This window comes from Desulfobacter vibrioformis DSM 8776, from assembly GCF_000745975.1.
Lineage (GTDB): Bacteria > Desulfobacterota > Desulfobacteria > Desulfobacterales > Desulfobacteraceae > Desulfobacter > Desulfobacter vibrioformis.
This window is the reverse complement of record NZ_JQKJ01000001.1, coordinates 215,886-233,077: the sequence shown is the minus strand read 5'-3', so window position 1 is coordinate 233,077 and position 17,192 is coordinate 215,886. Positions and strand designations below refer to the sequence as shown.

At 48.7% G+C, this 17,192-nt stretch carries 16 protein-coding genes; 2 read left to right on the top strand and 14 right to left on the bottom strand.

The genetic code is table 11. The features are described 5' to 3' along the window. Positions 1-545: 545 nt before the first annotated feature. Complete coding sequence (locus tag Q366_RS00975) at positions 546-1,436, top strand: hypothetical protein (RefSeq protein WP_035235519.1); 891 nt, start codon at positions 546-548, stop codon at positions 1,434-1,436. Here Q366_RS00975 and panC read toward each other — a convergent pair. Together panC and Q366_RS00965 are read right to left on the bottom strand one after the other, a co-directional pair. Then, positions 1,420-2,268 carry a pantoate--beta-alanine ligase gene (gene panC / locus Q366_RS00970; protein WP_035235518.1) on the bottom strand — a complete coding sequence of 283 codons (849 nt, stop codon included), beginning with the start codon at positions 2,266-2,268 and terminating at the stop codon, positions 1,420-1,422. The two genes, Q366_RS00975 and panC, sit on opposite strands and share 17 nt — an antisense overlap. Continuing rightward, on the bottom strand, positions 2,268-4,019 hold the full coding sequence (locus Q366_RS00965) for a hybrid sensor histidine kinase/response regulator (RefSeq protein WP_035235515.1): 1,752 nt from the start codon (positions 4,017-4,019) through the stop codon (positions 2,268-2,270). The genes panC and Q366_RS00965 overlap by 1 nt, the downstream gene beginning before the upstream one ends. Positions 4,020-4,332: 313 nt before the next feature. Between Q366_RS00965 and Q366_RS00960 the strand changes: the two genes are divergently transcribed. Continuing rightward, positions 4,333-5,436 (top strand): GGDEF domain-containing protein, encoded by a 1,104-nt coding sequence (locus Q366_RS00960; protein ID WP_035235512.1) that lies wholly within the window; start codon positions 4,333-4,335, stop codon positions 5,434-5,436. A 13-nt stretch (positions 5,437-5,449) separates the two neighbouring features. Here the strand turns inward: Q366_RS00960 and Q366_RS00955 are convergent, their stop codons facing one another. From Q366_RS00955 to Q366_RS00905, 12 genes are all read right to left on the bottom strand, one after another. Beyond that, positions 5,450-6,076 (bottom strand): thermonuclease family protein, encoded by a 627-nt coding sequence (locus tag Q366_RS00955; protein WP_035235510.1) that lies wholly within the window; start codon positions 6,074-6,076, stop codon positions 5,450-5,452. 9 nt (positions 6,077-6,085) lie between these two features. Continuing rightward, positions 6,086-6,898, bottom strand: coding sequence for a 50S ribosomal protein L11 methyltransferase (locus tag Q366_RS00950; protein ID WP_035235507.1), 813 nt, complete (start codon positions 6,896-6,898; stop codon positions 6,086-6,088). Next, positions 6,885-7,244, bottom strand: coding sequence for a hypothetical protein (locus tag Q366_RS00945; protein WP_035235505.1), 360 nt, complete (start codon positions 7,242-7,244; stop codon positions 6,885-6,887). Before Q366_RS00945 ends, Q366_RS00950 begins: the two co-directional genes overlap by 14 nt. Continuing rightward, positions 7,237-7,887, bottom strand: coding sequence for a YkgJ family cysteine cluster protein (locus tag Q366_RS00940; RefSeq protein WP_035235502.1), 651 nt, complete (start codon positions 7,885-7,887; stop codon positions 7,237-7,239). Before Q366_RS00940 ends, Q366_RS00945 begins: the two co-directional genes overlap by 8 nt. 161 nt (positions 7,888-8,048) lie before the next feature. Continuing rightward, positions 8,049-9,425, bottom strand: a complete 1,377-nt coding sequence (gene mnmE, locus Q366_RS00935; protein ID WP_035235500.1) for a tRNA uridine-5-carboxymethylaminomethyl(34) synthesis GTPase MnmE — start codon at positions 9,423-9,425, stop codon at positions 8,049-8,051. After that, a complete protein-coding gene (gene jag, locus Q366_RS00930; protein WP_035235498.1) occupies positions 9,426-10,394 on the bottom strand; it encodes an RNA-binding cell elongation regulator Jag/EloR in 969 nt (322 codons plus the stop codon). A gap of 9 nt (positions 10,395-10,403) precedes the next feature. Next, entirely contained in the window at positions 10,404-12,077 is a 1,674-nt protein-coding gene (gene yidC / locus Q366_RS00925) for a membrane protein insertase YidC (RefSeq protein WP_035235497.1), read from the bottom strand. Between the two features lie 91 nt (positions 12,078-12,168). Continuing rightward, the gene (yidD, locus tag Q366_RS20640; RefSeq protein ID WP_084691647.1) at positions 12,169-12,381 is read right to left on the bottom strand and encodes a membrane protein insertion efficiency factor YidD; all 213 of its coding nucleotides are present in this window, start codon (positions 12,379-12,381) and stop codon (positions 12,169-12,171) included. Continuing rightward, positions 12,382-12,729 carry a ribonuclease P protein component gene (rnpA, locus tag Q366_RS00920; protein ID WP_035235495.1) on the bottom strand — a complete coding sequence of 116 codons (348 nt, stop codon included), beginning with the start codon at positions 12,727-12,729 and terminating at the stop codon, positions 12,382-12,384. It lies immediately after the preceding gene. A 16-nt stretch (positions 12,730-12,745) separates the two neighbouring features. After that, the gene (gene rpmH, locus Q366_RS00915; RefSeq protein WP_004070715.1) at positions 12,746-12,883 is read right to left on the bottom strand and encodes a 50S ribosomal protein L34; all 138 of its coding nucleotides are present in this window, start codon (positions 12,881-12,883) and stop codon (positions 12,746-12,748) included. Between the two features lie 167 nt (positions 12,884-13,050). Then, positions 13,051-14,637 (bottom strand): Rne/Rng family ribonuclease, encoded by a 1,587-nt coding sequence (locus tag Q366_RS00910; protein ID WP_035235492.1) that lies wholly within the window; start codon positions 14,635-14,637, stop codon positions 13,051-13,053. A gap of 24 nt (positions 14,638-14,661) precedes the next feature. After that, positions 14,662-17,175: a TIGR03960 family B12-binding radical SAM protein gene (locus Q366_RS00905; RefSeq protein WP_035235490.1), complete on the bottom strand. Its 2,514-nt coding sequence runs from the start codon at positions 17,173-17,175 to the stop codon at positions 14,662-14,664. Positions 17,176-17,192 lie beyond the last annotated feature (17 nt).

Genomic DNA, 17,192 nt, shown 5'->3' with positions numbered 1-17,192 from the left:
ATTGAACTTTAAGTTAGTCAACTCGAACAAAGAAAAGGCCGATCCACGACGTCATGTGTGAGATCGGCCTTTTTTATGCCAGGGTATGCGACATGAAAATGTGCAAAAGGGTGGGTTTCACCAATTTTTTCAGGCTGACCCGAAACAAATTACCTTTGATTCAGATAGGCTATATTGTCCTGTCCTTTGATAAATTTTCCGGGAATACATCCGGAACCCGTACCAGAATTAATTCATTTCCGCAAAAAGGGCAGAACAGGCTGGCGACATTATTCTCATCCATGATGGATTCTGATTTGAATGTCATTTCAAAGGAATTTGCCCCAGGGAACGAACAATTATGATTAACGCAACTATAAGATAAATCCATAATATCCTCCTTTTCTTGACTTTCTTACAGGTACATTTTATACCTTAGCCGGATTTAATTCATGGTACAAGAACAAAAAAATTTAAACCTGTGTAGATAACAGCGAAAAGCCCTGGGGGCGTTTTATTTGTCAGCCAATCCAAATTCCTGCTTCATTTAAGGCCTGGGAGATTCTATGAAAACCCATCAACTGCTGATTTTAGGGGCCGTGGTTTTGAGTGTGGCAATATTTCCGGCACAAGCCTTACCCCAATGTATTCAACCCCTTGAAAACGGATACATAAACTGGACAACCGGCCTTGTCACCGCCACAGGCCATGCCGCCCCTGAGATCAATGCCGAAGGAAAGGCGATGGCCATGCCGGGATCTGCCAGGGCCTGCGCCATCCGGAATCTGATCGCCGTTCTCAAGCAGATGAAAATTTCAAATGATCTGACGGTTGGGGAATACGCATCTACCCATGATGCCATTCTTGCCGGGATTGAGAAGATAGCCCAGGATGCCCGGATTCGCCGTCAACTGTATACCTCTGCCCTGGATGTGGAAGTCCGGGTGGAGGCCCCATTCTATGGCGGGTTTCTTCAACTGGTACTCCCGGACCATATCCGGCAGATCTCCAAGATCCGCAGAGAATTGAACCAGGGTACGGCTGAACCGGTTAAAAACACACCTTCAGCAGTTGCCGGCACCAGACCATATACCGGACTGATTGTGGATGCAAGGACGTTGAATCTTGAGCTTGTCCTTTATCCTACCATTGTCAGTGAACAGGGCCGGGAAATCTATTCATCTGTTTTTGTAAGCCGGGAATTTGCCGTGCAGAACGGGGTTTGCGCCTATTTATGCGACATGGACCAGGCCCTTGCGTCTGACAGGGTCGGACTAAATCCCCTGGTGGTCAAGGCGTTAAGAAAAACCGGAGACAGAACCGATGCCATTGTGATGAGCATGGCAGACGCCAAAACCCTGGACAGGGCAACCGAACGCCACATCTTTTTAAAGGAGTGCCGGGTGATTGTCCTCGTGAAGCCGCCGGTTCAAAAAGAGGTCAGGACGGCCCAATAAGGGCATTGTCAATCAGCCTTGATTTTCCCACCTGCACGGCCAGGGCCACAAGCGTTTCTGCCTGGATGATTTCCACCGGCTCAAGGGTCCGGGGATGGCACACTTCAATGTAATCAACCCGGGTGTGGTCAAATGAGAGAATAAAAGTTTCCATCTCCCTGACAAGATCCGGCACAGACCGGACGCCCTGGGCAACCCTTTGTTTTAAAAGGCTGATGGCCCGGGAAAGACAGACGGCTGAAGCGCGCTGCGCCGTCGTAAGATAGGCATTTCTGGAACTCATGGCCAATCCGTCTTCCTCCCTGATAATCTCTCCGCCGATGATCCGGATATTGAAATCCAGATCCTTCACCATCTGCCTGATAATGGCAAGCTGCTGGAAATCTTTTTTTCCGAAAATCGCCACATCGGGCATGACAATGTTGAACAGTTTGGTCACCACCGTGGCCACTCCCCCGAAATGGACCGGGCGGGACCTGCCGCACAGGTATTGGGGAAGATGGTCCAAAAAGACATGGGTCTGGTAGTCAGGCCCGTACATCTGGCTTTTATCCGGAAGGAAAACCGCTGTCACCCCTGCCTTCTGCGCCAGATCGAGATCATTCGCGGTATTGCTGGGATAGGCGTCCAGGTCTTCATCGGGACTAAACTGGGTGGGATTGACAAAAATACTCAGGACCAGTTCATCACTTAAAGGCCTGCCTATGTCAAGCAGCGAAACATGTCCTTTGTGGAGGTATCCCATGGTGGGAACGAAACTGATGGTCTTTCCCTGTCTTTTTTTGTCAGCAGACCAGGCCTGCATATCTGCCTTTGTTTTTAAAATATCCATTATCTGTCAAGCTCCTCTTTTACGGCAATGCCCATATCCAATATGGTGTAGGGCTTTTTAATAAAGGCACCTGCACCCAGAGACTGGGCTTTTAATACATCTTCTGATTCCGAATGTCCATTTGCAATAATGGCTTTTTGGTCCGGTCGTATTTTTTTGATCAGCCGGTAAGTTTCAAGCCCGGAAATGGATGTGGTCATGACCATGTCTAAAAGTATTAGATCCACAGGGGTCTGCATGATGAAAGAAATGGCACTGACCCCGTTGGCAACGCTGAAAACCTTGTATCCCAATTCTTTAAGGATGGTTTCTGCAATTTTACGCTGGCTTTCCAGGTCATCCACAACCAGAAGGGTTTCCCCTTTTCCCCTGATCTCCTCGATGGCGGCGGGGTGATTTGCCATGGGCAGCTCCGAGCGCAGGGCCGGAAACAGCAGTGTGAACTTTGTACCGGTTTCATCAGACGCCACAAAGATTTTTCCCCGATGGTCGAGAACCGTATTTTTTACCAGGGTCAGGCCAAGCCCGGTGCCGGATCGGCCCATCTCCTTCTGGATGAAAAAGGGCTCAAAAATTTTATTCAGGCAATCTTGGGGTATCTCTTTGCCGGGGTCCAGCACTTCAAGCATCACATATTCGCCAGGGGACAGATGGTGTTCCGTGTGCCCGTTTTTCTCACTGTCCACATAATAGTTGGCCGTTGAAAGCACGATTGTGCCGTTGCCCGGGCCTGCCGTTGCCGCAATCGACCCAAGTGCATGGACCACAAGATTCATAATGCTTTTTTCAATATGTATATATGAGCCGGATATGGTTAAAAGTTCCGGTTCAAGGTGCATGTCAATCTCCACCTTCCCGTATGCAGCTTTTATTTTTTTAAACTCGGGTCCAGCCATAAATCGCGCAATAATCGTATTGATGTTCAGGATCTGACACTCCTCCCTGATATCGCTGGAAATGGTTAAAAGGTCATTGACCACAGCAGAGGCGTTCTGGCCGGATTTTTTGATAATGCCAAGGCTTTCCCGGACCTTGGGTTCCAGGTTACCTTCGAGAAGAAGTATTTCAGGATAGGTGGCAATGCCTGCCAGAATGTTGTTCAGATCATGGGCAACACTGCCGGCAAGAAGGCCCAGGTTTTTTAATTTTTTTGAGCTGTTCAGTTCTTTTTCAAGGGCCTGCAGTTTTTTTTGATCGGATATATCCCGTATGACGCCGTGAAATATATCCTGCCCGGATCCATGAATGGGCGAGGCCAGGATCTGTACCGGAAGTGTCGAATTTTCACCGTTGGAAATACGGCACTCCATGGAGAAGGGCTGGTTTTCACGGATACGGGTATTAAAGCAATCCCTTGCATCCCCGGGTAAAATGGACGCCAACGGTTTATTTAGAAGCGCCATGGCGGTGTGACCGGATATATGTCCGGGATCTCCGCAAATGGCTGTAACGTTCAGCCGGGAATCCACGGCCCACATCAAATCCCTTGAATTAGACAATATCAATCCGGTCTCTTTCATAAATGTGTTCATGCGCTTAACCCATGAAAGCAACAGGATAATCAATACGCCGTTGAGCATGAAGAAAATCAGACAAAGGGGCTTGCCTGTCAGGGCAGGCAAAAAAAGAATCAACAGAACGAACAAGATAAACAGAACAGCCGAGATCTGCAGGACTCCGGTGATTTTATGTGATAATTTCCTGTATCTGGGGAAAATCAGAGTCGTGTTATTCTTTTCAAAAAACGGCATTAAACCGGGCCTGTTTCATTCATTGACTTGTCAATAGCTAAGGTTATCGAAGTTGCACCCTAATAGATAACTTGAAAAAGCAACAAATGACAAGGAAATATCATGACAGAAAAAATTAGATGTCAGGCCTTTGGCGGAGGTCCGGCAGGCCCCTGACGCACAACCCTGCAAAATTTTCCTGCTTGTTAGATTCGCGTCAAGTGTGGAATTGGGATAATAGCCTGAAATCTAAGGATATAACTTTATATCAAAAGAGTTGGCGCACTTTTTGCTTTAATATTTCAAAAATTAATTTTAAATAATAGGAAGTGCCATGAATAAAACCCTTGATAGATTCAGCCACAGATTATCAGACGTCTTCGGCCTGGTATTCGGATCTTCACTGCACAGGTCCCAGGCACAGAACAAACTGGCCCGTCACATTGTGGCTTTGAATGAAAAAACATCCCCGGCAGAAATTATAAATGAAGTGGCGGACTGCCTGAAAGATATCCTTGGATACAGGCTCTTTGCCTTTGTGAACAAAAAAAATGCCGGGGTGGATGTATGGCTGGACCCCAGAATGTATAAAACCTCCATAGAAGATATTATCATAAAAGATTTCCAGATTATGGATGCCAAGGATCTGGTTTATCTGAATGCCCATGAAGATCAGGATGCGTGCCTGGAAAAATTCAGTCTGGATTCCCTGGTCCATTACGACCATAAAGAAGAAAATTGTTATTCACGAATTTACATGATGCCCAGCAGACCCATCACTTTATTTCATGATGATGTGGTCAATATTGTGCTTAGGGGCTGTTCTGCGGCCCTCTCAAGACAGATTAAGATCCAGCAGCTTCAGAATGCCGCAGCCATTGATCCGTTGACCGGCTGTTATAACCGCAGGGCTTTTGAGGTTCAGCTTAAAGGGCATGCAGCCGGTGCCGACCGGCACAAAAATCCATTATCTGTTTTTATGTTTGATCTGGATCATTTTAAATCTGTAAACGACACTTACGGCCATTTAGGCGGCGATGAGGTATTAAAGGAAGTCAGCCGACTGGTCCGCCAGAATATACGCACAGAAGATGTCTTTGCCCGGTACGGTGGTGAAGAATTTATCGCCATCCTGCCGAAAACCGATAAAACCTATGCCATTGAACTTGCAGACAGACTCAGACAAAAAATATTTGCATTAAACATCCCCTTTAATCATTTAAACATACGGGTTACTGCCAGCTTTGGCGTGGCTCAGTTGGGGGCCGGTGTCGATATTGTAAAACTGGTTGAGGATGCTGATTCCATGCTTTACAAGGCAAAACTCAACGGACGGAATACGGTTATGCCTGGATTGATAAAGCTGCACAGGAATGAGGACGCACAATCATTGACCCAGGCAAAAAAATCACTTTTCTGTACGACGTTACAGGGTTAAATTCAAAAGCATTTTATCTGGGATTTTCTTTCCGCCATGTTTTGGGACTCTTATAAGTCTTCCCCTGGGACCACATGCCTGCATTTCTGCGCCTGGCATCAGCCTCAGCCTTCTTGTAGGGGCCGGGATCAAGATGTTCAGGGAGTCTGCCTCGGTAAACTTCGGCAAGCCCCTGGCGGACCATGGCCAGATTAATGTTGATGCCCTGGGAAAAAATTTCTGCCAGAATCCGGTTGTACCCGCCGGTACCGTATTGTTTCAGCCGGACTTTTTTACCTTGAATGAGTTGCTTTAAAACGTTTTTCGCTTCCTGGGAATAGGGCTGGCCCTTGTTTTTTGATCCGCCGGTTTCCGGGGCGTCAATGGCCACCATGCGAATTATAAATTCAAGATCCTGCCCTTGAACCTGCACCGTATCCCCGTCAAAAACCTTTGTGACCAGAAAATTGGATGTGTCTGCTTTCTTTGGGCCGGAACTGACAGATTCTCGTATTTGTGTTGCCTTTTTTCCCTGGGGAGAACTGACATTGGAAAAGTGTCTGATCCCGTTTTCGTCTGTCCAGCTGTACACATCACATCTGGCCTGGGACACGCCCAAAACCAGAAGCACGGGTACAAGAATTTGAATGGCAGGATGCATGCTTTCCCCTTATGGCTTTTTTGTCAGGGCCAGGGCCCCCCACTGTTTTGCTTCCCGTTCCCAGTCTATGGAAAATCCCATGGCCCTGTAATGGGTTTTCAGATTATCCATTTCCCAGGCCCTGACCCCTGAAAGAATCAGATGTCCGTTGGGTACCAGGATGGAACAAATGTCAGATGCAAGTTGCTTAAGGGTGGGAAACCTTAAATTGGCCATAACAAGAGAAAGCTTTAAATCCTGGGTTGACATGATGCCGTGAATGACATTTACCCTGTTTTCAAGACCGTTGGCTGCCACATTCCTGCAGGCCTCGCAGACGGCATTGGGGTCTGTTTCCCAGGCCATGCATTGGGACATGCCGGCAAGGCAGGCCGCCATGGCAAGCACCCCTGACCCCGTGCCGATATCCCCTGCTTTGCCGCCCTGGAGGTGGCCTGGAAGGCCTGTTGAGAAAAAAAGCCTGTCCAGGGCAGCCAGGCAAAGCCGGGTGGTGGGGTGGTGGCCGGTGCCAAAGGAGATCCCCGCGCTTATCCGGATATCGATATCATTGGGACCGGCAATGCTTTCAATACCAGGGGGCAGAATAAAAAACCGGTCCGTGATCCGGACCGGTTTTGAAAAGCTTTCCATGACATAGGTGGATCCATACAGATCCTGGTAAGCCACATCCTGGCGCGCCACAAGGGATGTAAGCACTTTTTTTGCCTGGAATGGTGTCAGGTCAAATTCCCGGCTGATTTCACGGATATAAGCCCTTGCCGTCAGGCGTGCCGTGGCATTATTCAGAATCTCCAGGGCGCGGTCCCGGTCAAAGGGGATCATGTCCCTCTTTTTCAAGCAGTCTTGTATACCAGTGGGCAAAATCAAACATGCCCCTGATTTTTTCCTCGTCATTGATGATGCCAAGACACATTTCAAGGGCGCCCTGGGCATAGCTGTTGGAATAGTCATCCGCATCAATGGCTGTGAGAAACTCCCGGATCAGCTCCTGGGAAGTCCGTTTGGTTTTATCCTTGCGGATGTCAATGGGATCCTTGGGTTCCTGGAACGGATCCCAGTTGTCATACCCTGTTTTCATGATCTGCCGCTGGCCCCGTTTTCCCATGGCATCGAAAATGGCCTTTTTTCTTTCTTCAATTTCCTCCGGGGAGAAGTAGGTCTCACTCATCTTTTTTCACTCCAAGAAATTCATCGTTAAACAGGGTGACCATGGCCATGGATACAGGGATAAGCAGTTCATGCATCCGAATGTTGGACGAGTTGATCTCCTTGACCAGTTCCGCAGACAAAAGCTGAAGCTGGGTGTAAATTTTGTCCATGTTCAGGGTGGGATAGGCCTTGCCTTGAACAAAATTGGTCCGACCGCAGATGTGGGAGGCTCCGGCCGTGGAGGTGGGTATCCCGTATACCCTGCAGGTAATGGGGCGGTACTCGTACATCAGGCACAGATTGTTTTCACCCAGAAGGGGGCAGCGGACCCGTTCCTGGGACATTTTTGCCACAATTTCAAGCTGGTCAGCCCCGTCCTTGACTTTTTTGTAGGCGTCCCGTTTCATTTTGGCCAAAGCCCGGTCTGTTTTATCGGCAATGGCGATCAGATCAGCTTTTTCATTGCCTGAAAATTTTTCATTAAACTTGTGGTTCAGGTACAGGGCCTCTATCAGGGTCAGATCAAAAATGGCATAGCAGCAGTCAGAACATTTTTCCCTGCAGAACACCTCTTTGGAGAACTCCTTTTTAACCCGGTCAAAGACCTGGTCCACCATACCGACGACCGCTTCATATTTTACAAAATGTTTATCCAAGTCCATGGGTATACCTTTTTTCATGAAACTAAAAACAAGATACAAGAATCAAAATGGCGAAGCGCCTTGGCCGCCCAATGTTATCCTGTATTTTTTAATATCTTTTGTTTCATTGTTTGTTGCGGGCTTCAGCCCGGGTGTTTATAGACCTGACCATCCCATGGCTGTTATTTCCCAATGCAGAAATTATTAAAAACAGCGTCAAGGATATCCGGAGGCGCAGTGTCCCCGGTAATTGTCCCGAGATGGTCAATACAATTTTTAACATCCAGTGCCAGGGTTTCTTCTTCCTGGCCGTTTTCAAGCCCTTCCATCAGCGTTGTCATATGCCCAAGTGCCTGGACCAGGGCGTTTTTATGCCGCAGATTGGGAATGACTGCATCACCTCCAATCTCAAGGTTGCCGATACAGGTTTCCAGAAGCCTTGTTCTAAGGCGATTGATGCCTTGCCCTGTGAGTGCAGAGATTTCCAGGGGGCCAGGATCAGCATATTTCTCAGGCAAATGGGGCGGATCAAGTTCATCAGCCAGGTCCATTTTATTGATGGCAAAAATGACCGGCTTATCTTCTGTAAAGATCTTTGATACGGTTTTCCAGGGAAAGGGTTTTCCCGGTTCAAGCACATACAGAACAATATCCGCAACGTCTATCTCGTCCCTGGCTTTTTCAATGCCGATGATCTCCACAAGATCATCGGTCTGGTGGATACCGGCCGTATCAACAATGACAAAGGGGATACCCTCAATGGTCAGGCTGTCTTCAATGGGGTCCCGGGTGGTGCCGGGAATGGGCGTGATAATGGATTTTTCCTTTTCCAGAATCCGGTTCATGATGCTGGATTTTCCAACATTGGGCTCTCCGCAGATGGCCAGGCGTATGCCGGTTTTCAAAAAACAGGCATCCTTGTGTTGCTGGATAAGCTCCCCTATTCTGTCTGCAACAGATTGAAGCTTGGGTTTATCCTGGCTGGTGTAGGAAAAGGCACCGGCATCATCGGGAAAATCAATGGCAGCCTCAAGCCGGGCAAGAAACTGGGTCAGGACAGATATCATGTCCCGGATACTTTGGCGCAGCACGCCAAGATTCTGGGAGGCGGCAAATTTAAGGGAGGAGTCTGACCGTGCATTGATGATGTCTGCCACAGCTTCGGCCTGGGTCAGGTCTATGCGGCCGTTTAAAAAGGCCCGCCGGGTAAATTCCCCGGGTTCTGCCGGGCGCGCCCCAAGGCTGAACAGCAGGTCTAAAATGCGTCGAAGCACAATGGTGCCGGAATGGGCCTGGATCTCCACAACGTCCTCGGCTGTATAAGACCGCGGGGCTTTCATGGGGATGACAAGCACTTCGTCAACCGTGGTATCCCCGTCACAAATAAAGCCGTGGCTTACCCTGTGGGAAATAAACTGCGGTGCCTTTTTTTCCCCATCGGCCGGCGTCTTTGAAAAAATTTTAGCAGCCAGATCAAAGGACGCGGGTCCTGAAATCCGTATGACACCGATGCCGCCGCTTCCAAAAGGGGTGGCTATTGCGGCAATTGTATCTGTCATTTACTTTTTAAACCGTTTTTTTCCCCGGTACCCATTGCGCTTTTTGGGGAAAATAACCAGACGTCTGTAATATCCATCTCCCATGCTCTGGGTGCGAACCTGGGCATCTTCCTTCAGGGCAAGATGAACAATACGGCGGTCCTGGGCACTCATCTGGTTAATGGTGGCAGGCCGTCCGGTTTTTTTTGCTTTTTCCGCCATTTTCAGAGCCAGGTGCTTCAGGTTGGCCTTCCGGGTCTCCATATAGCCTTCAATGTCAACTTTGACCCTGACCCGGGCCTCGCTCTGGCGGTTGATGATTTTATCCACAAGAAACTGCATGGCGTCCAGGGTCTGACCTTTGCGGCCGATCAGAATGCCGGTGTTTCCGCCATTGATTTGAAGGGTCAGTCTGTCATCTTGCGTTATGGCTTCAACATGGGCGTCTTCGGTGATCAGATCTGCCATTTTTTGTACCGCTTCAACGCCCAGGTCAATGGAGGTCTGGGATACAGGCACCGGCGGCAGTTCCTCTTTGGCAGGCTTTTCAGATCTGGGTGCCGGGTGGGAATCCCATCGGCCGGTATCTTCATCATCAAATTCCGGTTTGGTTTCGGTTTTGATTTCGGGATTCTGAAATTCTTTATCCAGGCTGTCAGGTGCCTCTTCCGGTTCTTTTTCTTTTGGCGGTTTGGGTGCCGGTGTCGGCTTTTTGGGGGCAGGAGCTGTGGTTTGGGGTTTGCTCTGGCCAAAGGCCTCATCCACAATGGAAAGAATGCCTTCCTTGTCTTCCTTAGATTGCGCTGTCGCGTTGGCAGGAACCGTCACCCGGATACGGGCGTCCTTGCGGCCGACAATACCGAAAATACCGGTTGTTCCCGTTGAGACCACATTATATTTTAATTCTTTTTTGGGGATGCCAAGCTGCTTGCAGGCCGCCTCAACTGCTGAAGCAACATTCTTTCCTGTAAATTCAAGAGGTTGATTCATGCGTCCTCCTTAGGCTGAAATCTTTTGTGTGTAATACTGCTGGCCCATTGAGATGATGTTGTTGACAAACATGTACAGGACCAGGCCTGCCGGAAAGTTAATAAACAGAACCGTCATGAATATGGGCATGAGCATCATCATTTTTGCCTGCATAGGGTCCCCGGCCGTGGGTGTCATTTTCTGCTGGAGCAGGAATGATGCGCCCATCAGAAGTGTCAGCACCGGGATACCGTAAGGGGCGTCCATGAAAGGGATGGCAAAATTAAAGTGAAACAGGCGGTCCGGACCGGACAGGTCCCTGATCCATCCCACAAATGGCGCGTGGCGCAGTTCAATGGCCATGTAGAGCATGCGGTACAGGGCAAAGAAAATGGGCATCTGCACCAGCAGCGGCAGGCACCCGGAAGCCGGGTTGACCTTGTAGGTTTTGTACAATGCCATGATCTCCTGGTTCATGCGCTGCTTGTCATTCTTGTACTTTTCCCGGATCTGCGTCATCAAAGGCTGCACTTTTTTCATCTCATTCATGGACTTGTAGCTTTTGGTGCCCAGGGGCCAGAATATCAGTTTGATGAAGATGGTCAGAACAATGATGGCCACCCCGTAATTGGGGATAATATCATGGATGAAGTTCATGGCAATAAGCAGCGGCTTGGCCAGGATATCAAAAAAACCGAAATTAACGGATTTTTTCAAAAGATTGTCATATTGACTTAAAATTTTATGGCTTTTTGGGCCCATATAAAGGGTAAAAGACTGCTGGTTTTGTTTTGCCGGATCTATCCTGGGCATCTGGGAAACCAGCCGGTTGGTTACAACCTCATGGGCAAAAGACAGTTTCAAGGAGGCTGCTTCAGGTGTGTCGGGCATAACCGCCGTCAAGAAATAACGGGAGGTGTAACCGGCCCAGGCCACGGTTCCCGAATAGGTGTCCTTGTCTTCAATATCCTTGGGTTTTATGGTGGTGAATTTGTTGTCAATATAGGCCACCGGACCTTCATATGCGAACCGGGAGCGATGCTTGACCTCGTCATTGAAATGACCGGGAATGCAAATGACCATGGAGTCGCTGATCGGCATGTTCGAGCCGTTCTGAACAAGAATGTTGCAATGGATCAGATAGGAGTCCGCTTCGAAGGTCAGCACTTTTTTTACGGTAATGCCGTCCGGGTTTGTCCAGGAAAATGCAATGTTTTTTTTCCCTTCATTCAGGGAAATATCCGTGCTTTCGGCATCGGCCGAGAAAACAGCATCGGCCAATCCCCTGATGCTTCCCTGGGCCGTATAAACGGAAAAGATCCCGCCGGTAATATCGGCCAGTTCCCGGGGTACCAGCTGTTTTGCGGGAGAGCCTTCATCATTGGTTTCCCTGTAATCCTTCAGGGTCAGGCTTGTCACCGCAGCTTTATGCTCATTGACGGCAATGGTGTAGTATGGGGTGGACAGCGTAATGGTTCGAAAATCCCGCAATTCCGGCCGGGCTGCCGGCGCAGGTTCCGGTTCTGTCCGGGGGGTAAAATCAGAAACCTTGGCGGAATCGGATTCAGACGAATCCATCGTATTTGACGGGGTCCCAGGGTTTTGATTATCAGGCTGCGGTGCGGCGGCGAAAAAAAACTGATAGCCCAAAAGGACTGCAATTGACAGCACCACAGCTAAAAATAATCGTTTTTGCTCATCCATCTTCTCTCCTAAAACAAGGGGGTTGTCTTAAAACTGTAAGAATAAGAAGAGGAAGGCAGGCGACGCTTAACAGGCTGTTTTTAAGGCTGGTTTAAGGGACCGGATCATAACCTCCAGGCCGGAACGGGTGGCAGCGCAATAATCTTTTTATTGCCAACATGCTGCCTTTTGTACTGCCATATTTTTGAATCGCTTCCAGCGCATAGTGCGAACACGATGGCACATACCTGCAATGGGCACCAAGGAGCGGCGATATAAAAATCTGATAAAACCTGATCAATATGGATAACAGCTGTTTGCTCATTTATGTTGATGCTATTTTTTCAAATAGGTTATTAAGCTTTTCATTAATCTGTTTATTGGACAGTGTTGTCAGACCTTTTCTTCCAATTATGCTGATGTCGTTTGTTCCGGATATAAAATCTTTCCTGTGTCTGAAAAACTCTCTTACAAGCCTTTTTATTCTGTTGCGCGCGACCGCATTCCCCACTTTTTTAGATACGGTAATTCCAATTCGATTGTTTTTTTCTGTTCCCTTGGAAACAGCAGCTATGAAATGACTGTTTCGTATCTTTCTGCCATGTTGTGAAAGCGTTACAAATTCGACCCGTTTCCGGAGCCGAACATCTTTGGGTAAAGAAAAGTTACTCAATAAACCCCTGAAAGATTTAAACCGTGGTTAGTCTTTTTCTTCCCTTGGCCCGTCTGGCATTAATAATGCGTTTGCCGCCCGGGGTGGACATTCTTTTCAGGAATCCGTGTTTTCTGGTTCTTTTCCGGTTGCTTGGCTGATAAGTGCGTTTCATAAAGTCCTATTTCCTTGTCCTGTCTTGTTATTATTTATCAATATATCAATTTCATAACCTGCCATAAACATGGAATACTAATCCATATGTTTATTAATGTCAATCAAACTGAAGATGGTTTTTAAAAATCAACCAGAATAATAGAAATTGGCGCTATTGAACGGTCCCTAGGGCAGATTTTCTCCCTTTGCCGGTTTCGGGATAAGGGATTCAAATATGTGGTATTCCTCTATGTGGTAATGGGCTTCCGGGTAAATGGAAATGGGTTTTGAAAATTTTGATTCCAGGGAAACCAGCAGATGGTTTTCACTGCCGTGGAAAAGCTGGGCAATTTCCGGATGTACTTTTACCGTAAACCGGTTGCCCATCATGTCCCTGGCTTCGGCGGCCAGGTCCCTGTAAATTTTGTAGCAGATGGATTTGCCCGACAGCAGATAGCCGTTTCCATTGCAGTAAAAACAGGGCTCACAAAGGGTCCGGGTCAGATTGCGGCGGGTGCGCTTGCGCGTCATCTGAACCAGGCCAAGTTCCGTGAGGGGAAGAATATTTGTCTGGCTTTTATCCTTTTTCATGGCTTCGTGCATCTGGGCCATGACCTTGTCCTTGTGGGCGGTTTTACGCATGTCAATGAAGTCAATGATAATGATGCCGCCGATATTGCGCAGCCGGATCTGGTAGGCGATCTCCTTGATGGCTTCCAGGTTGGTTTTCAGAATGGTTTCATCAAAGTTGCGTTTGCCGACGTAACGTCCTGTGTTTACGTCAATGGCCACTAAGGCTTCGGTTTGCTCAATAACAATATACCCGCCTGATTTGAGCCAGATTTTCTTTTTCAAGGCCCGGGTGATGTCGCCTTCAATATTGTACGCGTCAAAAATGGACTCTTCGCCCTGGTACAACTCAACGGAAAGATTAACATCGGGCATCAGTTTTTTCAAAAAAGTTTGAACCCGTTCATATTCATTTTTTGAATCAATGATCAGTTTGTCCGCTTCATTGGCCAGCAGGTCCCTGACCGCCCGGAAGGTGGCATTCAGATCTTTGTAAACCAGGGCTGTGGCCGAAATGGTCCGGTTTCTTTCCTGGATATCCTGCCAGGTATTGTTTAAAAATTCGATCTCTTTTGACAACGTATGTTCATCAATATCCTTGGCCTGGGTTCTGAAAATATAACCGAAATTATTTTTGCGCAGCCCTTTGAGCATATCCCGCAGCCGGGTCCGTTCCGTTTCGTCCGTGATCCGCCTGGAAATGCCGATGTGATCCACCGTGGGCATAAGCACCATGTACCTGCCGGCCAGGGAAATATGGGTGGTGACCCGGGGGCCTTTGGATCCTATGGATGATTTTGCCACCTGGACCAGGATTTCCTGGCCTTCCACAAGAAGGCCTTCTATGGCGCATTCAGGTGCGGGGGCTTTCCATGATTCGGATTCTTCATCCATCTCATCAACCGCCAGTCCGTCATCATCCCGTTCTTCTACATCTGCATCCTGTTCCAGCTGTCTGCAAAACTTGAGACTGGCGGAATCCAGAACATCATCCACATAGAGGAATGCAGCCTGGTCGAATCCGATATCCACGAACGCCGCCTGCATACCCGGCAGCACCCGCTGGACCCTGCCTTTATAGATGTTGCCTGAAATACTTGTGTCATCCCTGCGTTCATTAAACACTTCGACAATGGTCCCATTTTCCAGCAGGGCGACCCGGGTTTCATGGGGCGCACAATTGACAACAAGCTCTTTGAGCATAACAAATCCTTATGATATATTAAATTACCCTTTAAGTTTTTTTATTCTTGCATCCTTGACAACGGTATCATCAACACCAAATCCCCTGGCCAGAACTTCTGAAGGCCTGACGATACGTTCGTTATAGGATGTCAGCGTCATTTCAAGACAGATAGGGGAGATCAGCCGGACGGATGAAAGCGCTCTTCGCAAATCTGTTTTTCGAATTTTACCTTTTTTGCTGAGATCTTCAACCATAAATTCAGGCAGATCCAAAAACCGGTCCAGTTCGGGCTGGTGGATACAAGGGCGTGCAAATGAAATCTGATAGGTCGCCCGGGGTGTGGGGTTTTGGGGTGTTTTACGGAAAAGCGTGCACTCTGTAATCTGGATTCCCCGGGGAAGCTGGGCATTCAGGGCGGAGATGATTCTGCCGGGTTTCAATCCTTTTTCAAAATAGATGTAAAGCCGTTCCGCTTCGCTTTCCATCCCTAAAGGCAGGGCCGTGGCAAAGGACATACGCATGGACGGGTTAAACCCCCTGGAGTATTTTACGGCAAAGCCGGTGCGTTTGACGGCCCGCTCGAAAATGGTGGCCATTTCCAGGTGGCCGAAAAATCTGGCGTCTTCCAGTTTGGAAAATTCCAATTCATATTTGATAAACGCGTCATCCAAAAGGATGTTTGACGGTTCATTTCTGGGTTTATCCAAAGGCGCGTCCTGAACCCCATCATTTTTTTGAACCACAGGCGCAATGGTTTTAAAGTTGCAAATGCCGCATCCGGTGCAGGCATTTTCCCGGCAGTCCGGTGTCAGGGCCATGTTTTCCGCTTTTTTACATTCGCTTTCCAGAAACGCTTTTTTAATCCCGGAATCAATGTGGTCCCAGGGAAAAGGCTCGTCAGGCGCTCTCTGGCGGGAGGTATAAAAGGCAGGGTCAATACCTGTGGCCTCAAAAGCCTGTTCCCACAGCCTGAAATTGAAAAGATCACTCCATCCGTCCAGGCGGCATCCCAGTTCAAATGCCTTGACCAGTAACGGTGCCAGAGCCCGGTCGCCCCTGGCCCAGACCCCTTCCAGAAGGCTCATTTGAGGGTCCTGCCATTTCAGATTGACCTTGGGGTGCCGCAGATTATCCTTGAGGTACTGCAGTTTTTCACGGGTCTGGTCCAGGGTCATCTGGGCATGGCCCTGGAACGGGGTGTGGGCTTTGGGAATAAAGCAGGTGACCGATACATTGATCACCTGTTTCCCTTTGGTGTAGGTGGCGGCCAGGCGCCGGGAAAGATCGGCAATGCCCTTTATATCACCCATCTGTTCAAAGGGAAGGCCTGTCATAAAGTAGAGCTTGATGTTTTTCCAGCCCAGGGACAGGGCGTTCTCAACAGTCTTTTCAATGCTCTCTTCGGTAAGGTTTTTGTTAATGATATCCCGCAGGCGCTGGGTTCCGGCTTCGGGTGCAATGGTAAAACCGGTTTTACGGACACTTTTGATCAGCGCCATGAGCTGGGGGGTCAGTTTTTCCGCCCGGATGGACGGCAGGCTGATGGCATTGCACTGGCCCTGGCTCAGCATCAGAAGTTCTTCCATTAATGCGGGAAGTTGAGAATAATCGCCGGTGCTCAAAGACAAAAGGGAGATATCCGAGTAGCCCGTGGCAGCCAGGGAGGCTTTTGCGATCTTAAGAAGGTCTTCCAGGCTTCGTTCCCGCACTGGCCTGTAAATCATTCCGGCCTGGCAGAACCGGCATCCCCTGGAGCACCCCCGGGCGATTTCCAGGCGCAGACGGTCATGAACCGGTTTTCCAAAGGGCACGATGGGTGCAATGGGAAAATCGGCAAAGGTCAGTTCCGGAAGAATGGCCCGTTTGATACGGGAATGGTCCTCGTAATGCGGGGTCAGGATCTGGTGGCCGGCATCATCCCGGGATACGGTAAAAAAGGAGGGCACATACACGCCCTCAATCCGGGAAAGCATTCTGAGCAAGGTCTTTTTTTTACCGTCGCCCTCCTTTTTAAAGGCAATAACGGTATCTGCCACCTGGATGATGACTTGTTCTCCGTCGCCGATGACAAAGGCATCGAAAAAATCAGCTAAAGGCTCGGGATTAAAGGCGCAGGGACCGCCGGCAATGATCAACGGAAAGCTGTCATCCCGCTGGTCTGCGTAAAAGGGGATGCCGGACAGATCAAACAGGGTCAGAATATTGGTAAAATTAAGTTCATACAAAAGGCTGACGCCGATGATATCAAAACGATCCAGGGGGGTCCGGGTTTCCATGGAGAGACAGGGCACCTTTTTTTCCCGCATCAGGGCTTCCATGTCCGGGGCCGGGGCAAAGAACCGTTCTGCTGCAACATCTTCCCGGTTGTTCAGAATGGAATAAAGGATTTGAAGCCCAAAGTGGGAGGTGCCGATTTCATACAGGTCCGGAAAGGCCAGGGCAACGGTCAGATCAACCCGGGACCGGTCTTTTTTCACTGTGTTGATTTCATTGCCGGAATACCGGGTCGGGGTCTGGACCCGGTTAAGGATGTATTGATAATTTTGTTCGTGCATGATACTGAATTTCTTTA

Excerpts from the sequence above, each read along its gene's own strand:
- Q366_RS00975 (WP_035235519.1), top strand. The coding sequence starts at position 546 with ATGAAAACCCATCAACTGCTGATTTTAGGGGCCGTGGTTTTGAGTGTG.
- Q366_RS00910 (WP_035235492.1), bottom strand. The coding sequence starts at position 14,637 with ATGCTCAAAGAGCTTGTTGTCAATTGTGCGCCCCATGAAACCCGGGTC.
- Q366_RS00940 (WP_035235502.1), bottom strand. The coding sequence starts at position 7,887 with ATGGACTTGGATAAACATTTTGTAAAATATGAAGCGGTCGTCGGTATG.
- Q366_RS00945 (WP_035235505.1), bottom strand. The coding sequence starts at position 7,244 with ATGAGTGAGACCTACTTCTCCCCGGAGGAAATTGAAGAAAGAAAAAAG.
- Q366_RS00950 (WP_035235507.1), bottom strand. The coding sequence starts at position 6,898 with ATGATCCCCTTTGACCGGGACCGCGCCCTGGAGATTCTGAATAATGCC.
- jag (WP_035235498.1), bottom strand. The coding sequence starts at position 10,394 with ATGAATCAACCTCTTGAATTTACAGGAAAGAATGTTGCTTCAGCAGTT.
- rpmH (WP_004070715.1), bottom strand. The coding sequence starts at position 12,883 with ATGAAACGCACTTATCAGCCAAGCAACCGGAAAAGAACCAGAAAACAC.
- panC (WP_035235518.1), bottom strand. The coding sequence starts at position 2,268 with ATGGATATTTTAAAAACAAAGGCAGATATGCAGGCCTGGTCTGCTGAC.
- Q366_RS00905 (WP_035235490.1), bottom strand. The coding sequence starts at position 17,175 with ATGCACGAACAAAATTATCAATACATCCTTAACCGGGTCCAGACCCCG.
- mnmE (WP_035235500.1), bottom strand. The coding sequence starts at position 9,425 with ATGACAGATACAATTGCCGCAATAGCCACCCCTTTTGGAAGCGGCGGC.
- yidD (WP_084691647.1), bottom strand. The coding sequence starts at position 12,381 with ATGAGCAAACAGCTGTTATCCATATTGATCAGGTTTTATCAGATTTTT.
- yidC (WP_035235497.1), bottom strand. The coding sequence starts at position 12,077 with ATGGATGAGCAAAAACGATTATTTTTAGCTGTGGTGCTGTCAATTGCA.
- Q366_RS00965 (WP_035235515.1), bottom strand. The coding sequence starts at position 4,019 with ATGCCGTTTTTTGAAAAGAATAACACGACTCTGATTTTCCCCAGATAC.
- Q366_RS00960 (WP_035235512.1), top strand. The coding sequence starts at position 4,333 with ATGAATAAAACCCTTGATAGATTCAGCCACAGATTATCAGACGTCTTC.
- Q366_RS00955 (WP_035235510.1), bottom strand. The coding sequence starts at position 6,076 with ATGCATCCTGCCATTCAAATTCTTGTACCCGTGCTTCTGGTTTTGGGC.